We start from the raw sequence: 15,618 nt of genomic DNA, 5'->3' as shown, positions 1-15,618 counted from the left end.
TTCAGCCTCCTCTTATTCGGCCGCGCGGGCGATGATTTCGACGACGCGCCAGTTCTTGGTCTTGGACATGGGCGCGATCTCGGCCAGGCGCACCTTGTCGCCCTCGTTGCAGGCGTTGTCGGCATCGTGGGCGTGCAGCTTGGTCGAGCGGCGGATGTACTTGCCGTACAGCGCGTGCTTGACCTGGCGCTCGACGAGCACCGTCACCGTCTTGTCCATCTTGCTGCTGACCACGCGGCCTTCGACCGTGTGCTGCTTTTTATCAGTGTTGTTCATGGTCATCGGTCCTTACTGCTTTCCACCCAGCAGGGTCTTGACGCGAGCGATCTCGCGGCGCACCCGGCGGGTTTCATGGGTCTTGGTGAGCTGGCCGGTGGCCTTCTGCATGCGCAGCGAGAACTGCTCCTTCTGCAGGTCCACCAGATGCTTGTTCAGCTCGTCCGCAGACTTCTGACGCATTTGCTTGAGTTCCATTAGCGCACCGTCCGGGTCACGAAGGTGGTGGTCACCGAAAGCTTGGCCGCGGCCAGGCGGAACGCCTCGCGTGCGGTGGCTTCGTCGACGCCCTCGATTTCATAGATCATGCGGCCGGGCTGGATCTGCGCGACCCAGAACTCCACGCCGCCCTTGCCGGAGCCCATGCGGACTTCGATCGGCTTCTTGGTGATCGGCTTGTCGGGGAACACGCGGATCCACATCTTGCCGCCGCGCTTGACGTAACGGCTGATGGAACGGCGCGCTGCCTCGATCTGACGCGAAGTCAGCTGGCCGGTCGCGGTCGACTTCAAGCCGTACTCGCCAAAGCTCACGGCGTTGGCGTTCCAGCTCAGGCCGTCGTTGCGGCCCTTGTGCATCTTGCGGTATTTGGTTCGCTTGGGTTGCAACATGGCTTAGCCCCTTGCCTCGCGATCACGCGGCGGACGCGGTGCGCGCGCCGGACGGTCATTGCGATCGTTACGATCACCACGCGGTGAATCGTCCTGTTTTTCCTGGCCGACCTGGCTGAAGTCGAAGACCTCGCCCTTGTAGACCCACACCTTGATTCCGATGATGCCGTAGGTCGTCTTGGCCTCGGCGAAACCGTAGTCGATGTCGGCGCGCAACGTGTGCAGCGGCACGCGGCCTTCGCGGTACCACTCCGAACGCGCGATCTCGGCGCCGTTCAGGCGTCCGGCGACGTTGACCTTGATGCCCAGCGCGCCCAGGCGCATCGCGTTGCCGACGGCGCGCTTCATGGCGCGGCGGAACATGATGCGGCGCTCGAGCTGCTGCGCGATCGACTCGGCGACCAGCTGCGCGTCGAGTTCCGGCTTGCGGACCTCGGTGACGTTGATGTGCGCCGGGACGCCCATCAGGTCGCTGACTTCCTTGCGCAGCTTCTCGATGTCCTCGCCACGCTTGCCGATCACCACGCCCGGGCGGGCGGTGTGGATCGTCACGCGCGCCGTCTTGGCCGGACGCTCGATCAGGATCTTGCTGATACCGGCCTGCGCCAGCTTCTTGCGCAGCATCTCGCGGACCTTGAGGTCGGCGGCCAGGTAACCGGCGTATTCCTTCTTGCCGGCGTACCACTTGGAGTTCCAGTCCTTGGCGATGCCCAGGCGGATGCCGGTCGGGTGAACTTTATGACCCATCTTATTTGCCCTCGCCCACGACCACGGTGATATGGCTGGTGCGCTTGAGAATGCGGGTGCCGCGACCCTTCGCACGCGCCATGAAGCGCTTCAGCGTGGGGCCTTCGTCGACCATGATGGTCTTGACCTTGAGGTCGTCGGCGTCGTCGCCGGCGTTGTTCTCGGCGTTGGAAACCGCCGCGAACAGCACCTTGTAGATCATGGCCGCGGCCTTCTTGTCGCTGAACTTCAGCAACTCGAGAGCGCGTGCGGCCGGCAGGCCACGCACCTGGTCGGCGACCAGGCGGGCTTTCTGCGGAGAGATGCGCGCGGTCCGGAGGACCGAGGTGCGCTTGTTCAGCTCGGTACGGGCGAGCTTGCGCTGCTTGCGCGCCTCGTCCTTAGCGTCTGATTTTGCTTTGGCGTCCATGGTCATCTCCTTACTTCTTCGCGTCGGCTTTCTTGTCGCCGCCATGACCCTTGAACACGCGGGTCAGCGCGAACTCGCCGAGCTTGTGGCCGACCATGTTCTCGTTGACCAGCACCGGAATATGGTTCTTGCCGTTATGCACGGCGATGGTGAAGCCCACCATTTCCGGCAGGATCATCGAGCGACGCGACCAGGTCTTGATCGGCCTTTTGGTGTTGCCACCCGCGGTCTCCACCTTCTTGATCAGGTGGTGGTCGACGAACGGGCCTTTTTTCAGTGAACGTGCCATGGCCGATTAGCTCCTACGATCGCGCACGATGAACTTCTGCGTGCGCTTGTTCTTGCGGGTCTTGTAACCCTTGGTCGGAACACCCCACGGGGTGACCGGGTGCGGGTTGCCCTGTCCGGCCTTGGCCTCGCCACCGCCGTGCGGATGGTCGACCGGGTTCATCGCCGCGCCGCGAACGGTCGGCTTGATGCCACGCCAGCGCTTGGCGCCAGCCTTGCCCAGCTTTTCCAGGTTGTGCTCGTCGTTGCCGACTTCGCCGACGGTGGCACGGCACTCGACCGGCACCCGGCGCATCTCGCCGGAGCGAAGACGCAGCGTGGCGTAGCCCTGTTCGCGCGCGACCAGGTAGACGCTGGCGCCCGCGGCGCGTGCGATCTGCGCGCCCTTGCCCGGCTTCATCTCGATGCAGTGCACCGTGGTGCCGACCGGAATGTTGCGCAGCGGCAGGGTATTGCCGGCACGGATCGGCGCGCTCTCGCCCGCGATCACCTGGTCGCCGGCCTTCAGGCCCTTCGGCGCGATGATGTAACGGCGCTCGCCGTCGACATAGCACAGCAGGGCGATGTGGGCGGTGCGGTTGGGATCGTATTCGATCCGCTCCACGCGCGCCGGAATGCCTTCCTTGTCGCGCTTGAAGTCGACCATGCGGTAGTGCTGCTTGTGACCACCACCGATATGACGGGTGGTAATGCGGCCGTGGTGGTTGCGGCCACCGCTGTTGGTCTTCTTCTCGACCAGCGCAGCGTGCGGCGCACCCTTGTGCAGATCGGGCGTGACCACGCGCACCGCGGAGCGGCGGCCGGGAGAAGTGGGTTTGAAAGTCATCAATGCCATGGGTCTTTCCTCAGGCCTTGGTCATCATCACGTCGATCGACTGGCCTTCGGCCAGCTTGACGTAGGCCTTGCGCCAGTCGCCGCGACGGCCCTGACGGTTACGGAAGGCCTTGTTCTTGCCCTTCACGTTGACCACGTTCACCGACTCGACCTTGACGTCGAAAATCTGCTCGACCGCCGCCTTGATATCAGCCTTGGTGGCCTGGTTGGCGACTTCGAACGCGTACTGGTTGGAAACTTCCTGCAGGCGCGCAGTCTTTTCCGACACGCGCGGGGCGCGGATCACGTTATAGAGATTGGTGTTCATGCCAGCCACTCCTCGACCTTCTTCACCGCATCGGCGGTGATCAGCACGCTGTCGGCGCCGACCAGCGCGACCGGATCCAGGCCCTGCACGTCACGCACTTCGACATACGGAAGATTGCGCGCGGACAGGTACAGGTGCTCGGAAGCGTCTTCGGTGACGATCAGCGGGCGACGGCCCAGATCGAATTCCTTCAGCTTGGACACCAGGCCGCTGGTCTTGGTGCTGTCGACGTCGAACGCGTCGACCACCTTCAGGCGGCCCTGGCGGTTGAGTTCGGACAGGATCGCCGAGATCGCCGCGCGGTACATCTTGCGGTTGACCTTCTGCTCGAAGCTGCGCGGCTTGGCCGCGAAGGTCACGCCGCCGCCGACGAAGATCGGGGCCGTCAATGCGCCGTGACGCGCGCCGCCGCCCTTCTGCTTCTTCGACTTCTTGGTGGTGCCATTGACTTCCGAGCGCGTCTTCTGCGCCTTGGTGCCGGCACGACCGGCGTTGCGATAGGCAACGACGACCTGGTGCACGAGGTCGTGGCTGAATTCGCGGCCGAACACGGCGTCGGAAACCGACAGCGTTTCTTTACTGTTGTTGATCGAGAGTTCCATGGTCATCTGTCCCTTATGCCTTGCTCGTCGGACGGACGATCACGTCGCCGCCCGGCGCACCCGGCACGGCGCCCTTGACCGCGATCAGGCCGCGCTCGGCGTCGACCCGGACCACTTCGAGGTTCTGCGTGCTCTGGCGTACGGCGCCCATGTGGCCGGACATCTTCTTGCCGGGGAAAACGCGACCCGGCGTCTGGCGCTGGCCGATCGAGCCCGGCGAACGGTGCGACAGCGAGTTGCCGTGCGTGGCGTCGCCCATCTTGAAGTTCCAGCGCTTGATCGTGCCCTGGAAGCCCTTGCCCTTGGTCACGCCTTCGACGTCGACGATCTGGCCGACTTCGAAGATGTCGGCCTTGATCTCGCCGCCGATGCTGAAGTCGCCGATCTTGTCGTCGGCCACGCGCAGCTCCCACAGGCCACGACCGGCCTCGACCTTGGCCTTGGCCAGGTGACCGGCTTCGGGCTTGTTGATCAGCACGGCGCGCTTGCTGCCCACGGCGACCTGCACGGCGCTGTAGCCGTCGGTTTCCTGGGTCTTGATCTGGGTGATGCGGTTCGGGGTAGCCTCGATCAACGTCACCGGCACGGACTTGCCGTCCTCGGTGAAGATGCGGCTCATGCCGGCCTTGCGGCCGACGATGCCCAACGAATATTTCTTCGCGGTCATGGTGGCGGCCTCAGGTCAGCTTGATCTGCACATCGACGCCCGCCGCGAGTTCGAGCTTCATCAGCGCGTCCACGGTCTTGTCGTTGGGGTCGACGATGTCGAGCACGCGCTTGTGCGTGCGGGTCTCGTACTGGTCGCGCGCGTCCTTGTCGACGTGCGGGGACACCAGGACGGTGTAACGTTCGATTTTGGTCGGCAGCGGGATCGGGCCGCGCACTTGCGCGCCGGTCCGCTTGGCCGTCTCGACGATCTCGCTGGCCGAACGATCGATCAAACGATGATCGAACGCCTTGAGCCGGATCCGGATCTTTTGGTCCGCCATGGCGGAGACTCCTTCGTTAAAGAGCGACAGGTTTCGCGACTGGGCGCGCAAAACCCCATGAAATCAAAGACTTTCCAGGCCAGCCGAAGCTTTGCGACCCGGGAGTATCCCTTCGAAAAGCTGGGCAGGCCGGTTACCCGGCCTGCCCAGACGGAAAAGTATAAAGCGCGTAAACACTACCCGTCAACAGCTGGAACGCTGTTCCGGGTCCCTGCCACGCGACATTTCCCTGTCCGGCGAACACGAGGGGCTTCCTGCCCCTCTTTTCGCTGTAACCGGAGCCTGCCCAATGGGGTTCCGGCGGTGTTTCGGTGTTGCTGTCCTGCCTGCGGAGGGGCTGGGCCGCCCGATGGCTGGTGGAGCTGTAAAACTGGGTCCCGGCTTGCGCCGGGATGACGATCTGCGGGCGCCGACGCCTAGGGCGTCGACTGGCCAATCATCACTTGATGATCTTGGCCACCACGCCGGCACCGACCGTGCGGCCGCCTTCGCGGATCGCAAAACGCAGGCCTTCGTCCATCGCCACCGGGTTGATCAACGTCACCTTCATCTTCACGTTGTCGCCAGGCATCACCATCTCCACGCCCTCCGGCAGCTCGCAGGCGCCGGTGATGTCGGTGGTGCGGAAGTAAAACTGCGGACGGTAGCCCTTGAAGAACGGCGTGTGACGGCCACCTTCGTCCTTGGACAGCACATACACCTCGGCCTCGAACTCGGTGTGCGGGGTGATCGAACCGGGCTTGGCCAGCACCTGGCCGCGCTCCACGTCGTCACGCTTGGTGCCGCGCAGCAGCAGACCGGCGTTGTCGCCCGCCTGGCCCTGGTCCAGCAGCTTGCGGAACATCTCCACGCCGGTGACCGTGGTCTTCTGGGTCGGACGGATGCCCACGATCTCGATTTCGTCGCCCACCTTGATGATGCCGCGCTCGATGCGCCCGGTCACCACGGTGCCACGGCCGGAGATCGAGAACACGTCTTCCACCGGCATCAGGAACGGCTTGTCCACGTCGCGCTCGGGCTGCGGGATGAAGCTGTCCAGCGCCTCCACCAGCTTCAGGATCGACGGCACGCCGATCTCCGACTGGTCCCCTTCCAGCGCCAGGCGCGCCGAACCGTGCACGATCGGGGTGTCATCGCCCGGGAACTCGTACTTGGTCAGCAGCTCACGCACTTCCATCTCCACCAGCTCCAGCAGCTCGGCGTCGTCGACCATGTCCGCCTTGTTCAGGTACACCACGATGTACGGCACGCCGACCTGGCGCGACAGCAGGATGTGCTCGCGCGTCTGCGGCATCGGGCCGTCGGCGGCCGAGCACACCAGGATCGCGCCGTCCATCTGCGCCGCACCGGTGATCATGTTCTTCACGTAGTCCGCGTGTCCCGGGCAATCCACGTGCGCGTAGTGCCGGTTGGCCGATTCGTATTCCACGTGCGCCGTGGAGATCGTGATCCCGCGCGCCTTCTCTTCCGGCGCCGCGTCGATCGCGTCATAGGCCTTGAACTCGCCACCGAAACGCTCCGCGCCCACCTTCGTCAGCGCCGCCGTCAGCGTCGTCTTGCCGTGATCCACGTGTCCGATCGTACCCACGTTCACGTGGGGCTTGGTGCGCTCGAATTTACCCTTGGCCATGACTGTCTGTCTCGCTGACTTGAATTGGTGGAGTGCCGACTGTTGGTTGGAACTTGCTGAATATGGTGCTCACGAATGGAATCGAACCATCGACCTCCTCCTTACCAAGGAGGTGCTCTACCGACTGAGCTACGTGAGCGTTGTATCTAGTGTTGCCGTGCAGGAATATCAATGCAGAACGATGGAGCGGGAGAAGGGAATCGAACCCTCGTAATCAGTTTGGAAAACTGATGTTCTACCATTGAACTACTCCCGCACCGGGAGACTCTTTGCCGCATGGAACTGGTGGAGGGAGGTGGATTCGAACCACCGAAGGCGTAAGCCAGCAGATTTACAGTCTGCCCCCGTTGGCCGCTTGGGTATCCCTCCGGTCGTTCCGTAACGCCGTGAAACAGCCCGCGATTTTGACGCCGCCGCGTTTTGCTGTCAACGCCGCGTGTGCGGGAAAAGCCGGAAACCTGCCTCCCGGCCCCGTCCGCAGGACGCCCACAGCGACCGATCCAGCCGCGCCGCCCTATTCGCCGGCAGGCTCCGGCAGCTTTTCGTCCGAGTAGATGGCGACGTGCGGGACGCCATCGGCCCCGATCCACCCCCGGTACATGCCTTCGGTGTTGAACGGGAACGCGAAGCGCCCGTCCGCGCCCAGCACGATGGCGCCGCCGTCGCCGCCCAGCTTGGGAATGACTTGGTTGATGACCTTCAGCCCGGCCTGTCCGGGGCTTTCGTTCAGGTAGGCCATCCGCGCGCAGATGTCGTGGGCGGCAGCCGTGCGGATGTAGAACTCGCCCCAGCCGGTCCCGGACACGGCGCAATGGCTGTTGGCGTAGGTGCCTGCGCCGATGATCGGGGCATCGCCGACCCGGCCGTAACGCTTGTTGGTCATGCCGCCGGTCGAGGTGCCGGCCGCCAGGTGGCCCTGGGCGTCCAGGGCGGCCGCGCCGACGGTGCCGAAGTGTTTCGCGGTCTCCAGATCGGCGTGGGCCTGGCCGGCGGCCTCCTCCTCTAGTGCCCGCTGCAGCTGCTGCCAGCGTTTTTCGGTACGGAAATAGGACGGATCTACCAGCTCGATGTCCTGTTCCCTGGCGAAGCTTTCGGCGCCGTCGCCGACCATCATCACGTGCTTGGACCGCTCCATCACGGCGCGCGCCAGCAGGATCGGGTTCCTGATCCGGTGCACCCCGGCCACGGCCCCGGCACGCCGGGTGGCGCCGTCCATCAGCGCGGCATCTAGCTCGTTCCTGCCATCGTGGGTGAACACGGCGCCCTTGCCGGCATTGAAGTTGGGATCGTCCTCCAGAACGGTGATCGCCGCAGTCACCGCGTCCAGGGCGGGTTTCCCGGCCGCGAGTGCGGCGTGACCGCGGCGCAGGGCCAGCTCCAGCGCGGTCCGGGCGGCCCTTTCGCTTTCCGGCGTCATGCCCTTGCGTTCCACGCCGGCACCGCCGTGGATGATCAACACGGGCCCGGGCGCTTCGGCGGCATAGGCCATCAGGGCCGAACAGAGCAGCAGGGCGAGGCAGGAACGCAGGATCGACTTCATTCTTCGGGCTCCGAAAGGTGTCGGCGCCAAGCGCCGCAGGATCATTCTAGTGAAGCTCTTGAGCGAGCAGCCGCTTACGGCAGATTTTTGCCCTTCGCCGACAAGCTGCCATTTGCGACGTCATAGATCATTGAAAACGCAGGGTTTTCGACCTGAAAGCCCGGCAAGCGAATAACGCTTTGCGCGCCGATACCCACTACAGGCACGTCGCGGAAGGTCAGCGGCCTGCCTGCGCGGAAATCGTCGGCCTGCCGCTGCGGCCGCACCAGCCAGGCATGACCGCCATTGCCGGTGAATACGCGGCCGGTTCCGGCCTCGTCGATGCACAGTGCGGTGTATTCGTCCACGCCAATGCCGGCCAGGCCGGTCCTGCCCTGCTCCTGCGACAGTCGGGCGACGAAGGCGATCAGCCTGCCCAGGCGCTCGCGCTTGCCGAAGTGGCTGTCGGTGATCACGTTCTCCAGGTATGGCATGTGCAGGAAATCGCCGACCAGCGTGACCTCCGGGCTCATCGGGTCGTTCAACGCTGTCCTGGAGACCACGCTGCCCCCGTCCATCGCGCCATAGGACCAGGCGCCCAGGATCGCCAACCCGGCGCTGGTGCCGCCGATCGGCTTGCCGGCGCGGATGTGTTCGTCGAGCAGCCGGTTGAGCGGCGTGCCCTTCCAGTAGTTCACGTAGTTGGACTGGTCGCCCCCGGCCAGGAAGATGCCGTCCGCGTTGCGCACGATCTCCAGGACCTTCGGATCGCTGGCTGCGCGGCGGTCACTGAACACCAGCGTCTGCGCCGCGGTGATGCCGCCGATGTCCCTGAAGAATTCGTCCTGCGCCTCGGTGGTGCCCGAAGCGCGCAGGATCACGATGCGGCCGTGGCCAGCGCGCGCGATCATCCAGCGGAACGCGTCGTAAGGCCAATCGCCTCCGCCGACCAGCATCAGCCCGGCCTGGGTCGCACCGGGTCGCGACGCCTTTACATCGCCGATCTCGAAATAACGATAGCCCTTGCCGCCTGTCCCCGGTGCAGCCAGAGCGGCTGCGCAACACGACAGCGCCAGACACAGTGCGATACGGATTACCGTTCCACGCCAACGCAAACCCATGCTTGTTCTCCCCCGCGTTTCGCACGGCCATTGAGTCCGGGACGAACGTGGGCGCGACATCCCCCATCCCGTTGCGCCCTGCGAGAATTTATCTTCGCGATGGCTTTTTACCCGATCGCGATCGGGTAAGGTCGCCGCATGGACGAGTCGCTCGACGCCTGGTTCGCCCGCGAAATCCTCGTCCACGAGGATGCGCTGGTGCTCTACCTGCGACGTTGCTGGCCACGGCGCGACGACATCCACGACCTGCGCCAGGAAGTGTACGTGCGCATCTACGAAGCGGCCGGCAAGGCGCGACCATCGATGCCCAAATCCTTCATGTTCGCCACCGCGCGGCACCTGATGACCGACCGGCTGCGACGCGGGCGGGTGGTATCGATCGAGACAGTGGGTGATTTCGAGTCGATGCACGTCTTGATAGACGAACTCTCCCCGGAGCGGCGCCTGGGCGCGCGGCAGGTGCTCAAGCGGTTGGCCGAGGCCCTCGATCGCCTGCCGGACCGGTGCCGTGAAGTGGTCTGGCTGCGGCGGGTCGAGGAACTGCCGCAAAAGGAAGTCGCGGCGCGCCTGGGCATTACCGAGAAAACCGTGGAGAAACATGTCGCGAAAGGTGTTCGCATGATCGCCGAGCACTTCTACGGCGGCCCGGCGCAAGCCGGTCGTTCGCGACAGGCAACGGAAGCCGGACGGAAAGCGGACCATGAGCAGCAGCAAGCAGATTGAACGCACCGCGGCGGCCTGGCTGGCGCAGCGCGACGGTGGTCACTGGTCCGACCATGACCAAGTGCGTCTCGACGCCTGGCTGTCGGCCTCGACCGCGCATCGTGTCGCCTTCCTGCGACTGGAAAGCGCATGGCAGCAAAGCGACCGGCTGAAAGCGCTGGGCGCGGGGTTGCCTGCCGGCACCTTGCCCGAGCGCGGACAGTGGACGGCCTCGCCATTCCTCGGTTCGCGTGAGGTCATGAACGACACGACCCGCGCGGCACCGGCTTCCGCCGCGCCGCGCGCATCGCCGAGAAGCACGCGGATGGGCCGCTATTTTGGTGCGGCCGCCGCATTGGCGCTCGCCGTTTCGTCGGCGGGGATGTGGCGTTATCTCACCGCAGTCGAACAGACTTCCTATCAGTCCGGGCTGGGCGAGCTGCGACTGATACCGCTGGCCGACGGTTCGCGCGCCACGCTGAGCAGCGACAGCCGCATCCTGGTATCGATGTCGCGCGGCGAACGCCGTATCGATCTGCAGCAAGGCGAGGCGTTCTTCGATGTCGCCAAAGATCCCGGCCGGCCGTTCGTGGTCGCCGCCGGCGCACGCCGCGCGATTGCCGTCGGCACACGCTACGCCGTGCGTCGCGACGCGGCGAACCTGCGGGTGGTGGTCACCGAAGGCACGGTACGTCTGGAAACCGATACGGCCCCGGACCGTCATCCGCAACCCACCACCCTGCTGCCCGCCGGCAGCGTGGCGCTGGCCACCAGCAACGGCGTGCTGGTGCGGTCGGGATCGGTCGAAGAAGCCGAACGGCAGCTCAACTGGCGCAGCGGTTTCCTCGCGTTCCACGACACCCCGCTGTCCGACGCGGCGGCCGAGTTCAACCGCTACAACGGCCGCAAGATCGTGATCGGCGATGCCCGAGTCGCCGCGCTGCGGGTGGGCGGCAACTTCCGCTGGTCCAACGTCGACGTGTTCGTGCGGCTGCTTGAACAAGGTTTCCCGGTCCGCGCCGAGCACGAGGACGAGCGCATCGTTCTGTACAGCCAGTGACGCGACCGGTCGCGGGCGGGGGATTTCGCGGGCTCGTTCGTCCCCACAGTCATACGGTGCCACTGCGCGCGCCGATGGGGAGGGGATCCCGATGATGCGTTCGTTACGCGTACTGCTGCTCGCATTGACCTGTTCGGCCGCGTTGACCGCACAGGCGCAGACCGACGCTCCTGCGCGGATCGACATCCCTCCTGGCGACCTCGTCGCCGCACTGGACTCGCTGGCCAGGCAATCGGGTGCGCAGTTCGTCTATCGCGCCGACCAGCTGAAAGGCCTGCGTACGCAAGGCGTGCAAGGGGCGCGCTCGTCGGACGAAGCGCTCGACCGGCTGTTGCGCGGCAGCGGCTATGCCGCGCGTCGCGATGCCTCCGGCGCCGTCGTGATCGTGAAGAGCGAAGCAGCACCGACACCCCGCCCCGCTCCGGTCACCCCCGCCGCTTCCGGCGCCGCCGCAGCGCAGCAGACGACGACGCTGGAAACGGTGCAGGTGACCGGCTCGCGCATCCCGCGTGCGCAGACCGAGGGCCCGGCGCCGGTGTCGATCATGACGGCGCAGGAGATCCACGACAGCGGCTTCGCCAGCATTCCCGACGTGCTGCGGGCGATGACCCAGAACGGCGGCGAAACCCAGAGCCAGCAATCCTTCAGCGGCGGCGATTTCTCGCCCGGCGCACAGCAGGTCGACCTGCGCGGACTCGGGCCCAACCGTACCCTGGTGCTGGTCAACGGCCGCCGCATCGCCGACTTTCCGATGCCGTTCAAGGGCCGCAGCAATTTCACCGACATCTCCAACATCCCGCTGGGCATGGTCGACCGCATCGAAGTGCTGACCGGCAGCGCGTCGGCGGTGTACGGCTCGGACGCGATCTCCGGCGTGGTCAACTTCATCCTGAAGGACTATGCCGATGGCACCACGGTCGACCTGCGTTACGGCGACACCAAACGCGGCGGCGGCGAGTCGCTGAGGCTCAGCCTGTCGTCCGGTTTTTCGCGTGGCGGTTTCAACGCCGCCTACGGTATCGAGTTGCTCGACCAGAAGCCGCTGTGGGCGTACGAGCGCAGCCTGCAGGATTCGGTGAAGGACTCCCCCGACGACACCGCCGCCGCGCGGCGCGTTTTCCTGCAGACCGCATGGGATCCGGACGACGGCGACAACGAGTACTACGTGGATCCGGGCCAGACAACCTGCGACCGGCTCGCCTTCCTCAACATGGATTCCACCTACCGCGCCAGTCGACCGCGCTGGGGCCGCTATGATCCGGTCGCTGACGAATATCCGCCCGGCTTCTTCTGCGGCAGCGATGAATCGATCGGCTATGGAACCATCATCAGCAAGCGCCGCGGCGCCAACGCGTACGCCTCGCTGAGCTACGCCTTCGGCGACGATGCCGAATGGTTCGCCGACGTGCAGCTGGGCTATCACAAGGTGGAACTGTTCACCGACGTGCGCAGCTGGAACTACATGGCCCCTGATGGCAACGAGGAGGGGTATTTCTTCAACCAGGCCACCAATCGTGTCGAGTACTGGCAGCGCCAGTTCGCGCCCGAGGAAATGGGCGGCCTCGATCAGGGCATGATCCGCAACACACAGAAGACGTTCGGCATCGTCACCGGCTTCAAGGGCGTGTTCGGCGAGAACTGGGATTGGGAAGCGGCCTTCAGCCATTCGCAATACCAGTCCGAGATCGGCTGGCCGCAGATCGTCGCCGCGGCTGCCAACAACCTGTTCCTTGGACCGCAACTCGGCGTGGACGACGTTTCGGACCTGCCGATCTTCAACGCCGATCCCAACCGGCTGTACACGCCTTTGACGCGGGCGGAATACGATTCGATCGCCGACTACACCACCTACCACCCCAAGTCGCGCACCGACACGCTGTCGTTCACGGTCACCAACACCAGCCTGTTCGAACTGCCAGCCGGGCCAGCGGGCTTTGCTGGCGTGGTCGAGATCGGCAACCAGGCGTACGCCCTGAATCCGGATCCGCACGCGCTGGAGTACTACTACTACAGCTGGAAGGACTCCGACGGCGAAGGCGACCGCGACCGCTGGGCGGCGGCCGGTGAGTTGCGCATGCCGCTGTTCGAGGCGCTGGACCTCAGCGCTGCAGGGCGCTACGACCGCTATCGCTACGCAGGCCACGATGTCGGCAAGTTCACCTACAGCACCGGACTGGAATGGCGCCCGCACGAGACGCTGCTGGTGCGCGGCTCCTATGGCACCGCGTTTCGTGCCGCCGACCTGCACTACATCTACGCCGGCATCGGCAACGACGAGACTTCCGGCGTGGACTATTACCGCTGCCGCACCGAAGAGCCGGGCGAGGCGCTCGAGGACTGCAGTTGGAACGACGAGGGCCTGATCCGTTCCCGTTCCGGCAACCGCGAACTGGACCCGGAGACCAGTACCTCCTGGACCGCCGGCCTGGTGTGGTCGCCGACGGACCGCTTCGACATATCGCTGGACTACTTCGACATCGACATGCGCGACCAGGTGCAGGACATGCGCAACGACGCGATCCTGCAGGACGAAGCCAATTGCCGGATCGGCTCGCGCGTGGACGGCACGCCGGTCGACGTCAACTCGCCGACCTGCACGGACGCGATCTCGCGCGTGACCCGCATCGACGGCAGGCTGTACGGCATCCACGTCAATCCGATCAACATCGCCCGCGAGAGCACCAGCGGCGTCGACCTGAGCACGCACTACCAGGTGGAAACCGGCATCGGCGAGTTCCGCTTCACCGGCAACTACACCTGGGTGCGCCAGCACGACTTCCAGCAGTTCGACGGCGACATCGTCGAGGACGAATTTGCGGTCAACAGCGGCTTCGACATCCCGCGAACCAAGGCCAGCGCCACCGTGTCGTGGGACAGGAACGCCTGGACCGCGAGCCTGCACGGCCAGCGCCTCGGCCACCTGCCCAACTCCGATTCCTACGACGGCGTTTACGATCCCGAAGACGAAGAGGCCGGCAGCCCGTACATCGCCGCCACCTATCGCTACAACGCGACGCTGCAATACCGCTTCACCGACCACATGCGGCTCTCGCTGGCGGTGGACAACCTGTTCGACAAGATGCCGCCGCGTGATCCGACCTATACCGCCTATCCCTACTACGACGTATCGTGGTTCGACACGCTGGGACGCAGCTATTACCTGCAGTTCACCTACAAGTTCGGCGGCAAGGCGCTCTGACCGTGTCGCCCTCGAACCTCCCGGCAACGGGAGGTTTTTTGTGGGCGCGGCTTTGTGGAAGAGCCATGGAAGCGGCTTCTTGTGGGAGCGGCTCAGCCGCCAGCTGTTCTTTTCCTGTCATTCCCGAGTGAAGATCCCTCTCTGCGTCCGGGATGACACTTCAGAAAAGTTTCGCAAAGCCGCGACAAAGGCAGATGCGATCAGACGTTGAAGCGGAAGTGCAGCACGTCGCCTTCCTGGACGCGGTATTCCTTGCCTTCCAGGCGCAGGCGGCCGACGTCGCGCGCACCGGATTCGCCCTTGTACTTGATGAAGTCGTCGTAGCCGATCGTCTCGGCGCGGATGAAGCCCTTCTCGAAATCGGTATGGATCACGGCGGCGGCCTGCGGCGCGGTCGACCCGGCCCTGACCGTCCACGCGCGCACTTCCTTCACGCCAGCGGTGAAATAGGTCTGCAGGCCGAGCAGCTTGTAGGCGGCTCGGATCACGCGGTTCAGGCCGGGCTCGTCGAGGCCGAGGTCGTGCAGGAAGGTATCGCGGTCCGCGTCGTCCAATTGCGAGAGTTCCTCCTCGATCGCCGCCGACACCGGCACCACTTCCGCGCCCTCGCCGGCCGCGCGGGCACGCACCGCGTCCAGGTGCGGATTGTTCTCGAAGCCGTCCTCGAGCACGTTGGCCACATACATCACCGGCTTGAGCGTGAGCAGGAACAGGTCGCGCACCACCGCCTTGTCGTCGTCCGACAGGCCTAGCGCGCGCGCCGGCTTGCCGGCATCGAGGCCTTCGCGCACGCGGGCGAGGACTTCGACGCGGGCCTTGGCCTCCTTGTCGCCGGTCTTGGCCGAACGCTCGGCGCGCTGCAGCGCCTTCTCGACGGATTCCAGGTCGGCCAGCGCCAGTTCGGTATCGATGGTCTCGATATCGGCGATCGGATCGACCTTGTTGTTGACGTGGATGACGTCGTCGTTCTCGAAGCAGCGCACCACGTGGGTGATCGCGTCGACTTCGCGGATGTGCGCCAGGAACTTGTTGCCCAGTCCTTCGCCGCTGGCGGCACCGGCTACCAGACCGGCGATGTCGACGAATTCGACAGCGGTCGGGATCACCTTCTGCGGCTTGACGATGTCGGACAACGCATTCAGGCGCGGGTCCGGCACCGGCACCACGCCGACGTTCGGCTCGATCGTGCAGAACGGGAAATTGGCCGCGGCGATGCCTGCCTTGGTCAGCGCGTTGAACAGGGTCGACTTGCCGACGTTGGGCAGGCCGACGATGCCGCATTTGATGCCCATGTTGGATCCGTGATTGGTGATTCGTGATTGG

18 protein-coding genes and 3 tRNA genes are annotated in these 15,618 nt (G+C 65.1%); 3 read left to right on the top strand and 18 right to left on the bottom strand.

Annotation, left to right across the window (positions count from 1 at the left end):
* Positions 1-12: 12 nt before the first annotated feature.
* From rpsQ to IP90_RS12550, 17 genes are all read right to left on the bottom strand, one after another.
* Complete coding sequence (rpsQ, locus tag IP90_RS12630; RefSeq protein WP_425477111.1) at positions 13-276, bottom strand: 30S ribosomal protein S17; 264 nt, start codon at positions 274-276, stop codon at positions 13-15.
* 12 nt (positions 277-288) lie between these two features.
* Entirely contained in the window at positions 289-474 is a 186-nt protein-coding gene (gene rpmC, locus IP90_RS12625; RefSeq protein ID WP_144900013.1) for a 50S ribosomal protein L29, read from the bottom strand.
* Positions 474-887, bottom strand: a complete 414-nt coding sequence (rplP, locus tag IP90_RS12620; protein WP_144900012.1) for a 50S ribosomal protein L16 — start codon at positions 885-887, stop codon at positions 474-476. Before rplP ends, rpmC begins: the two co-directional genes overlap by 1 nt.
* 3 nt (positions 888-890) lie before the next feature.
* Positions 891-1,634, bottom strand: coding sequence for a 30S ribosomal protein S3 (rpsC, locus tag IP90_RS12615; protein WP_144900011.1), 744 nt, complete (start codon positions 1,632-1,634; stop codon positions 891-893).
* Between the two features lies 1 nt (position 1,635).
* Positions 1,636-2,043 carry a 50S ribosomal protein L22 gene (rplV, locus tag IP90_RS12610; RefSeq protein WP_144900010.1) on the bottom strand — a complete coding sequence of 136 codons (408 nt, stop codon included), beginning with the start codon at positions 2,041-2,043 and terminating at the stop codon, positions 1,636-1,638.
* A 10-nt stretch (positions 2,044-2,053) separates the two neighbouring features.
* Complete coding sequence (rpsS, locus tag IP90_RS12605) at positions 2,054-2,332, bottom strand: 30S ribosomal protein S19 (protein WP_144900009.1); 279 nt, start codon at positions 2,330-2,332, stop codon at positions 2,054-2,056.
* Positions 2,333-2,338: 6 nt separating this feature from the next.
* On the bottom strand, positions 2,339-3,166 hold the full coding sequence (rplB, locus tag IP90_RS12600) for a 50S ribosomal protein L2 (protein WP_144900008.1): 828 nt from the start codon (positions 3,164-3,166) through the stop codon (positions 2,339-2,341).
* A gap of 10 nt (positions 3,167-3,176) precedes the next feature.
* Entirely contained in the window at positions 3,177-3,473 is a 297-nt protein-coding gene (gene rplW / locus IP90_RS12595) for a 50S ribosomal protein L23 (protein WP_144900007.1), read from the bottom strand.
* A complete protein-coding gene (rplD, locus tag IP90_RS12590; RefSeq protein WP_144900225.1) occupies positions 3,470-4,075 on the bottom strand; it encodes a 50S ribosomal protein L4 in 606 nt (201 codons plus the stop codon). Before rplD ends, rplW begins: the two co-directional genes overlap by 4 nt.
* Before the next feature lie 13 nt (positions 4,076-4,088).
* Positions 4,089-4,742, bottom strand: coding sequence for a 50S ribosomal protein L3 (gene rplC / locus IP90_RS12585; protein WP_144900006.1), 654 nt, complete (start codon positions 4,740-4,742; stop codon positions 4,089-4,091).
* A gap of 10 nt (positions 4,743-4,752) precedes the next feature.
* The gene (gene rpsJ, locus IP90_RS12580; RefSeq protein ID WP_005408208.1) at positions 4,753-5,064 is read right to left on the bottom strand and encodes a 30S ribosomal protein S10; all 312 of its coding nucleotides are present in this window, start codon (positions 5,062-5,064) and stop codon (positions 4,753-4,755) included.
* A 439-nt stretch (positions 5,065-5,503) separates the two neighbouring features.
* Positions 5,504-6,694, bottom strand: a complete 1,191-nt coding sequence (tuf, locus tag IP90_RS12575) for an elongation factor Tu (protein WP_144900005.1) — start codon at positions 6,692-6,694, stop codon at positions 5,504-5,506.
* A gap of 63 nt (positions 6,695-6,757) precedes the next feature.
* Positions 6,758-6,833 (bottom strand) — tRNA-Thr (locus IP90_RS12570).
* Between the two features lie 43 nt (positions 6,834-6,876).
* Positions 6,877-6,950, bottom strand: a tRNA-Gly gene (locus IP90_RS12565).
* Positions 6,951-6,977: 27 nt separating this feature from the next.
* A tRNA-Tyr gene (locus IP90_RS12560) sits at positions 6,978-7,063 on the bottom strand.
* Positions 7,064-7,208: 145 nt separating this feature from the next.
* Positions 7,209-8,234: an isoaspartyl peptidase/L-asparaginase family protein gene (locus tag IP90_RS12555; protein ID WP_199753473.1), complete on the bottom strand. Its 1,026-nt coding sequence runs from the start codon at positions 8,232-8,234 to the stop codon at positions 7,209-7,211.
* 74 nt (positions 8,235-8,308) lie between these two features.
* On the bottom strand, positions 8,309-9,334 hold the full coding sequence (locus IP90_RS12550; RefSeq protein ID WP_144900004.1) for a cyanophycinase: 1,026 nt from the start codon (positions 9,332-9,334) through the stop codon (positions 8,309-8,311).
* A 138-nt stretch (positions 9,335-9,472) separates the two neighbouring features.
* Between IP90_RS12550 and IP90_RS12545 the strand changes: the two genes are divergently transcribed.
* The 3 genes from IP90_RS12545 to IP90_RS12535 all read left to right on the top strand — a co-directional run bounded on the left by IP90_RS12545 (position 9,473) and on the right by IP90_RS12535 (position 14,295).
* The gene (locus tag IP90_RS12545; protein ID WP_144900003.1) at positions 9,473-10,057 is read left to right on the top strand and encodes an RNA polymerase sigma factor; all 585 of its coding nucleotides are present in this window, start codon (positions 9,473-9,475) and stop codon (positions 10,055-10,057) included.
* Positions 10,035-11,096 carry a FecR family protein gene (locus IP90_RS12540; protein ID WP_144900002.1) on the top strand — a complete coding sequence of 354 codons (1,062 nt, stop codon included), beginning with the start codon at positions 10,035-10,037 and terminating at the stop codon, positions 11,094-11,096. The genes IP90_RS12545 and IP90_RS12540 overlap by 23 nt, the downstream gene beginning before the upstream one ends.
* Positions 11,097-11,187: 91 nt before the next feature.
* Positions 11,188-14,295, top strand: a complete 3,108-nt coding sequence (locus IP90_RS12535; protein ID WP_144900001.1) for a TonB-dependent receptor — start codon at positions 11,188-11,190, stop codon at positions 14,293-14,295.
* A gap of 200 nt (positions 14,296-14,495) precedes the next feature.
* Here the strand turns inward: IP90_RS12535 and ychF are convergent, their stop codons facing one another.
* The gene (gene ychF / locus IP90_RS12530) at positions 14,496-15,587 is read right to left on the bottom strand and encodes a redox-regulated ATPase YchF (RefSeq protein WP_144900000.1); all 1,092 of its coding nucleotides are present in this window, start codon (positions 15,585-15,587) and stop codon (positions 14,496-14,498) included.
* Positions 15,588-15,618 lie beyond the last annotated feature (31 nt).

Origin of the sequence: Luteimonas cucumeris (genome assembly GCF_007830035.1) — a bacterium.
Taxonomy (GTDB): domain Bacteria; phylum Pseudomonadota; class Gammaproteobacteria; order Xanthomonadales; family Xanthomonadaceae; genus Luteimonas_C; species Luteimonas_C cucumeris.
Note: the sequence above shows the minus strand (reverse complement) of the source record. Positions and strands in the feature narration are given on the sequence as shown.

Coding starts and splice junctions, on each gene's coding strand:
- IP90_RS12535 (WP_144900001.1), top strand. CDS start 11,188: ATGATGCGTTCGTTACGCGTACTGCTGCTCGCATTGACCTGTTCGGCC.
- rpsQ (WP_425477111.1), bottom strand. CDS start 276: ATGAACAACACTGATAAAAAGCAGCACACGGTCGAAGGCCGCGTGGTC.
- rplP (WP_144900012.1), bottom strand. CDS start 887: ATGTTGCAACCCAAGCGAACCAAATACCGCAAGATGCACAAGGGCCGC.
- rplW (WP_144900007.1), bottom strand. CDS start 3,473: ATGAACACCAATCTCTATAACGTGATCCGCGCCCCGCGCGTGTCGGAA.
- rpsS (WP_144900009.1), bottom strand. CDS start 2,332: ATGGCACGTTCACTGAAAAAAGGCCCGTTCGTCGACCACCACCTGATC.
- IP90_RS12555 (WP_199753473.1), bottom strand. CDS start 8,234: ATGAAGTCGATCCTGCGTTCCTGCCTCGCCCTGCTGCTCTGTTCGGCC.
- IP90_RS12540 (WP_144900002.1), top strand. CDS start 10,035: ATGAGCAGCAGCAAGCAGATTGAACGCACCGCGGCGGCCTGGCTGGCG.
- IP90_RS12550 (WP_144900004.1), bottom strand. CDS start 9,334: ATGGGTTTGCGTTGGCGTGGAACGGTAATCCGTATCGCACTGTGTCTG.
- ychF (WP_144900000.1), bottom strand. CDS start 15,587: ATGGGCATCAAATGCGGCATCGTCGGCCTGCCCAACGTCGGCAAGTCG.
- tuf (WP_144900005.1), bottom strand. CDS start 6,694: ATGGCCAAGGGTAAATTCGAGCGCACCAAGCCCCACGTGAACGTGGGT.
- rplD (WP_144900225.1), bottom strand. CDS start 4,075: ATGGAACTCTCGATCAACAACAGTAAAGAAACGCTGTCGGTTTCCGAC.
- rplB (WP_144900008.1), bottom strand. CDS start 3,166: ATGGCATTGATGACTTTCAAACCCACTTCTCCCGGCCGCCGCTCCGCG.
- rpsJ (WP_005408208.1), bottom strand. CDS start 5,064: ATGGCGGACCAAAAGATCCGGATCCGGCTCAAGGCGTTCGATCATCGT.
- IP90_RS12545 (WP_144900003.1), top strand. CDS start 9,473: ATGGACGAGTCGCTCGACGCCTGGTTCGCCCGCGAAATCCTCGTCCAC.
- rpsC (WP_144900011.1), bottom strand. CDS start 1,634: ATGGGTCATAAAGTTCACCCGACCGGCATCCGCCTGGGCATCGCCAAG.
- rplC (WP_144900006.1), bottom strand. CDS start 4,742: ATGACCGCGAAGAAATATTCGTTGGGCATCGTCGGCCGCAAGGCCGGC.
- rplV (WP_144900010.1), bottom strand. CDS start 2,043: ATGGACGCCAAAGCAAAATCAGACGCTAAGGACGAGGCGCGCAAGCAG.
- rpmC (WP_144900013.1), bottom strand. CDS start 474: ATGGAACTCAAGCAAATGCGTCAGAAGTCTGCGGACGAGCTGAACAAG.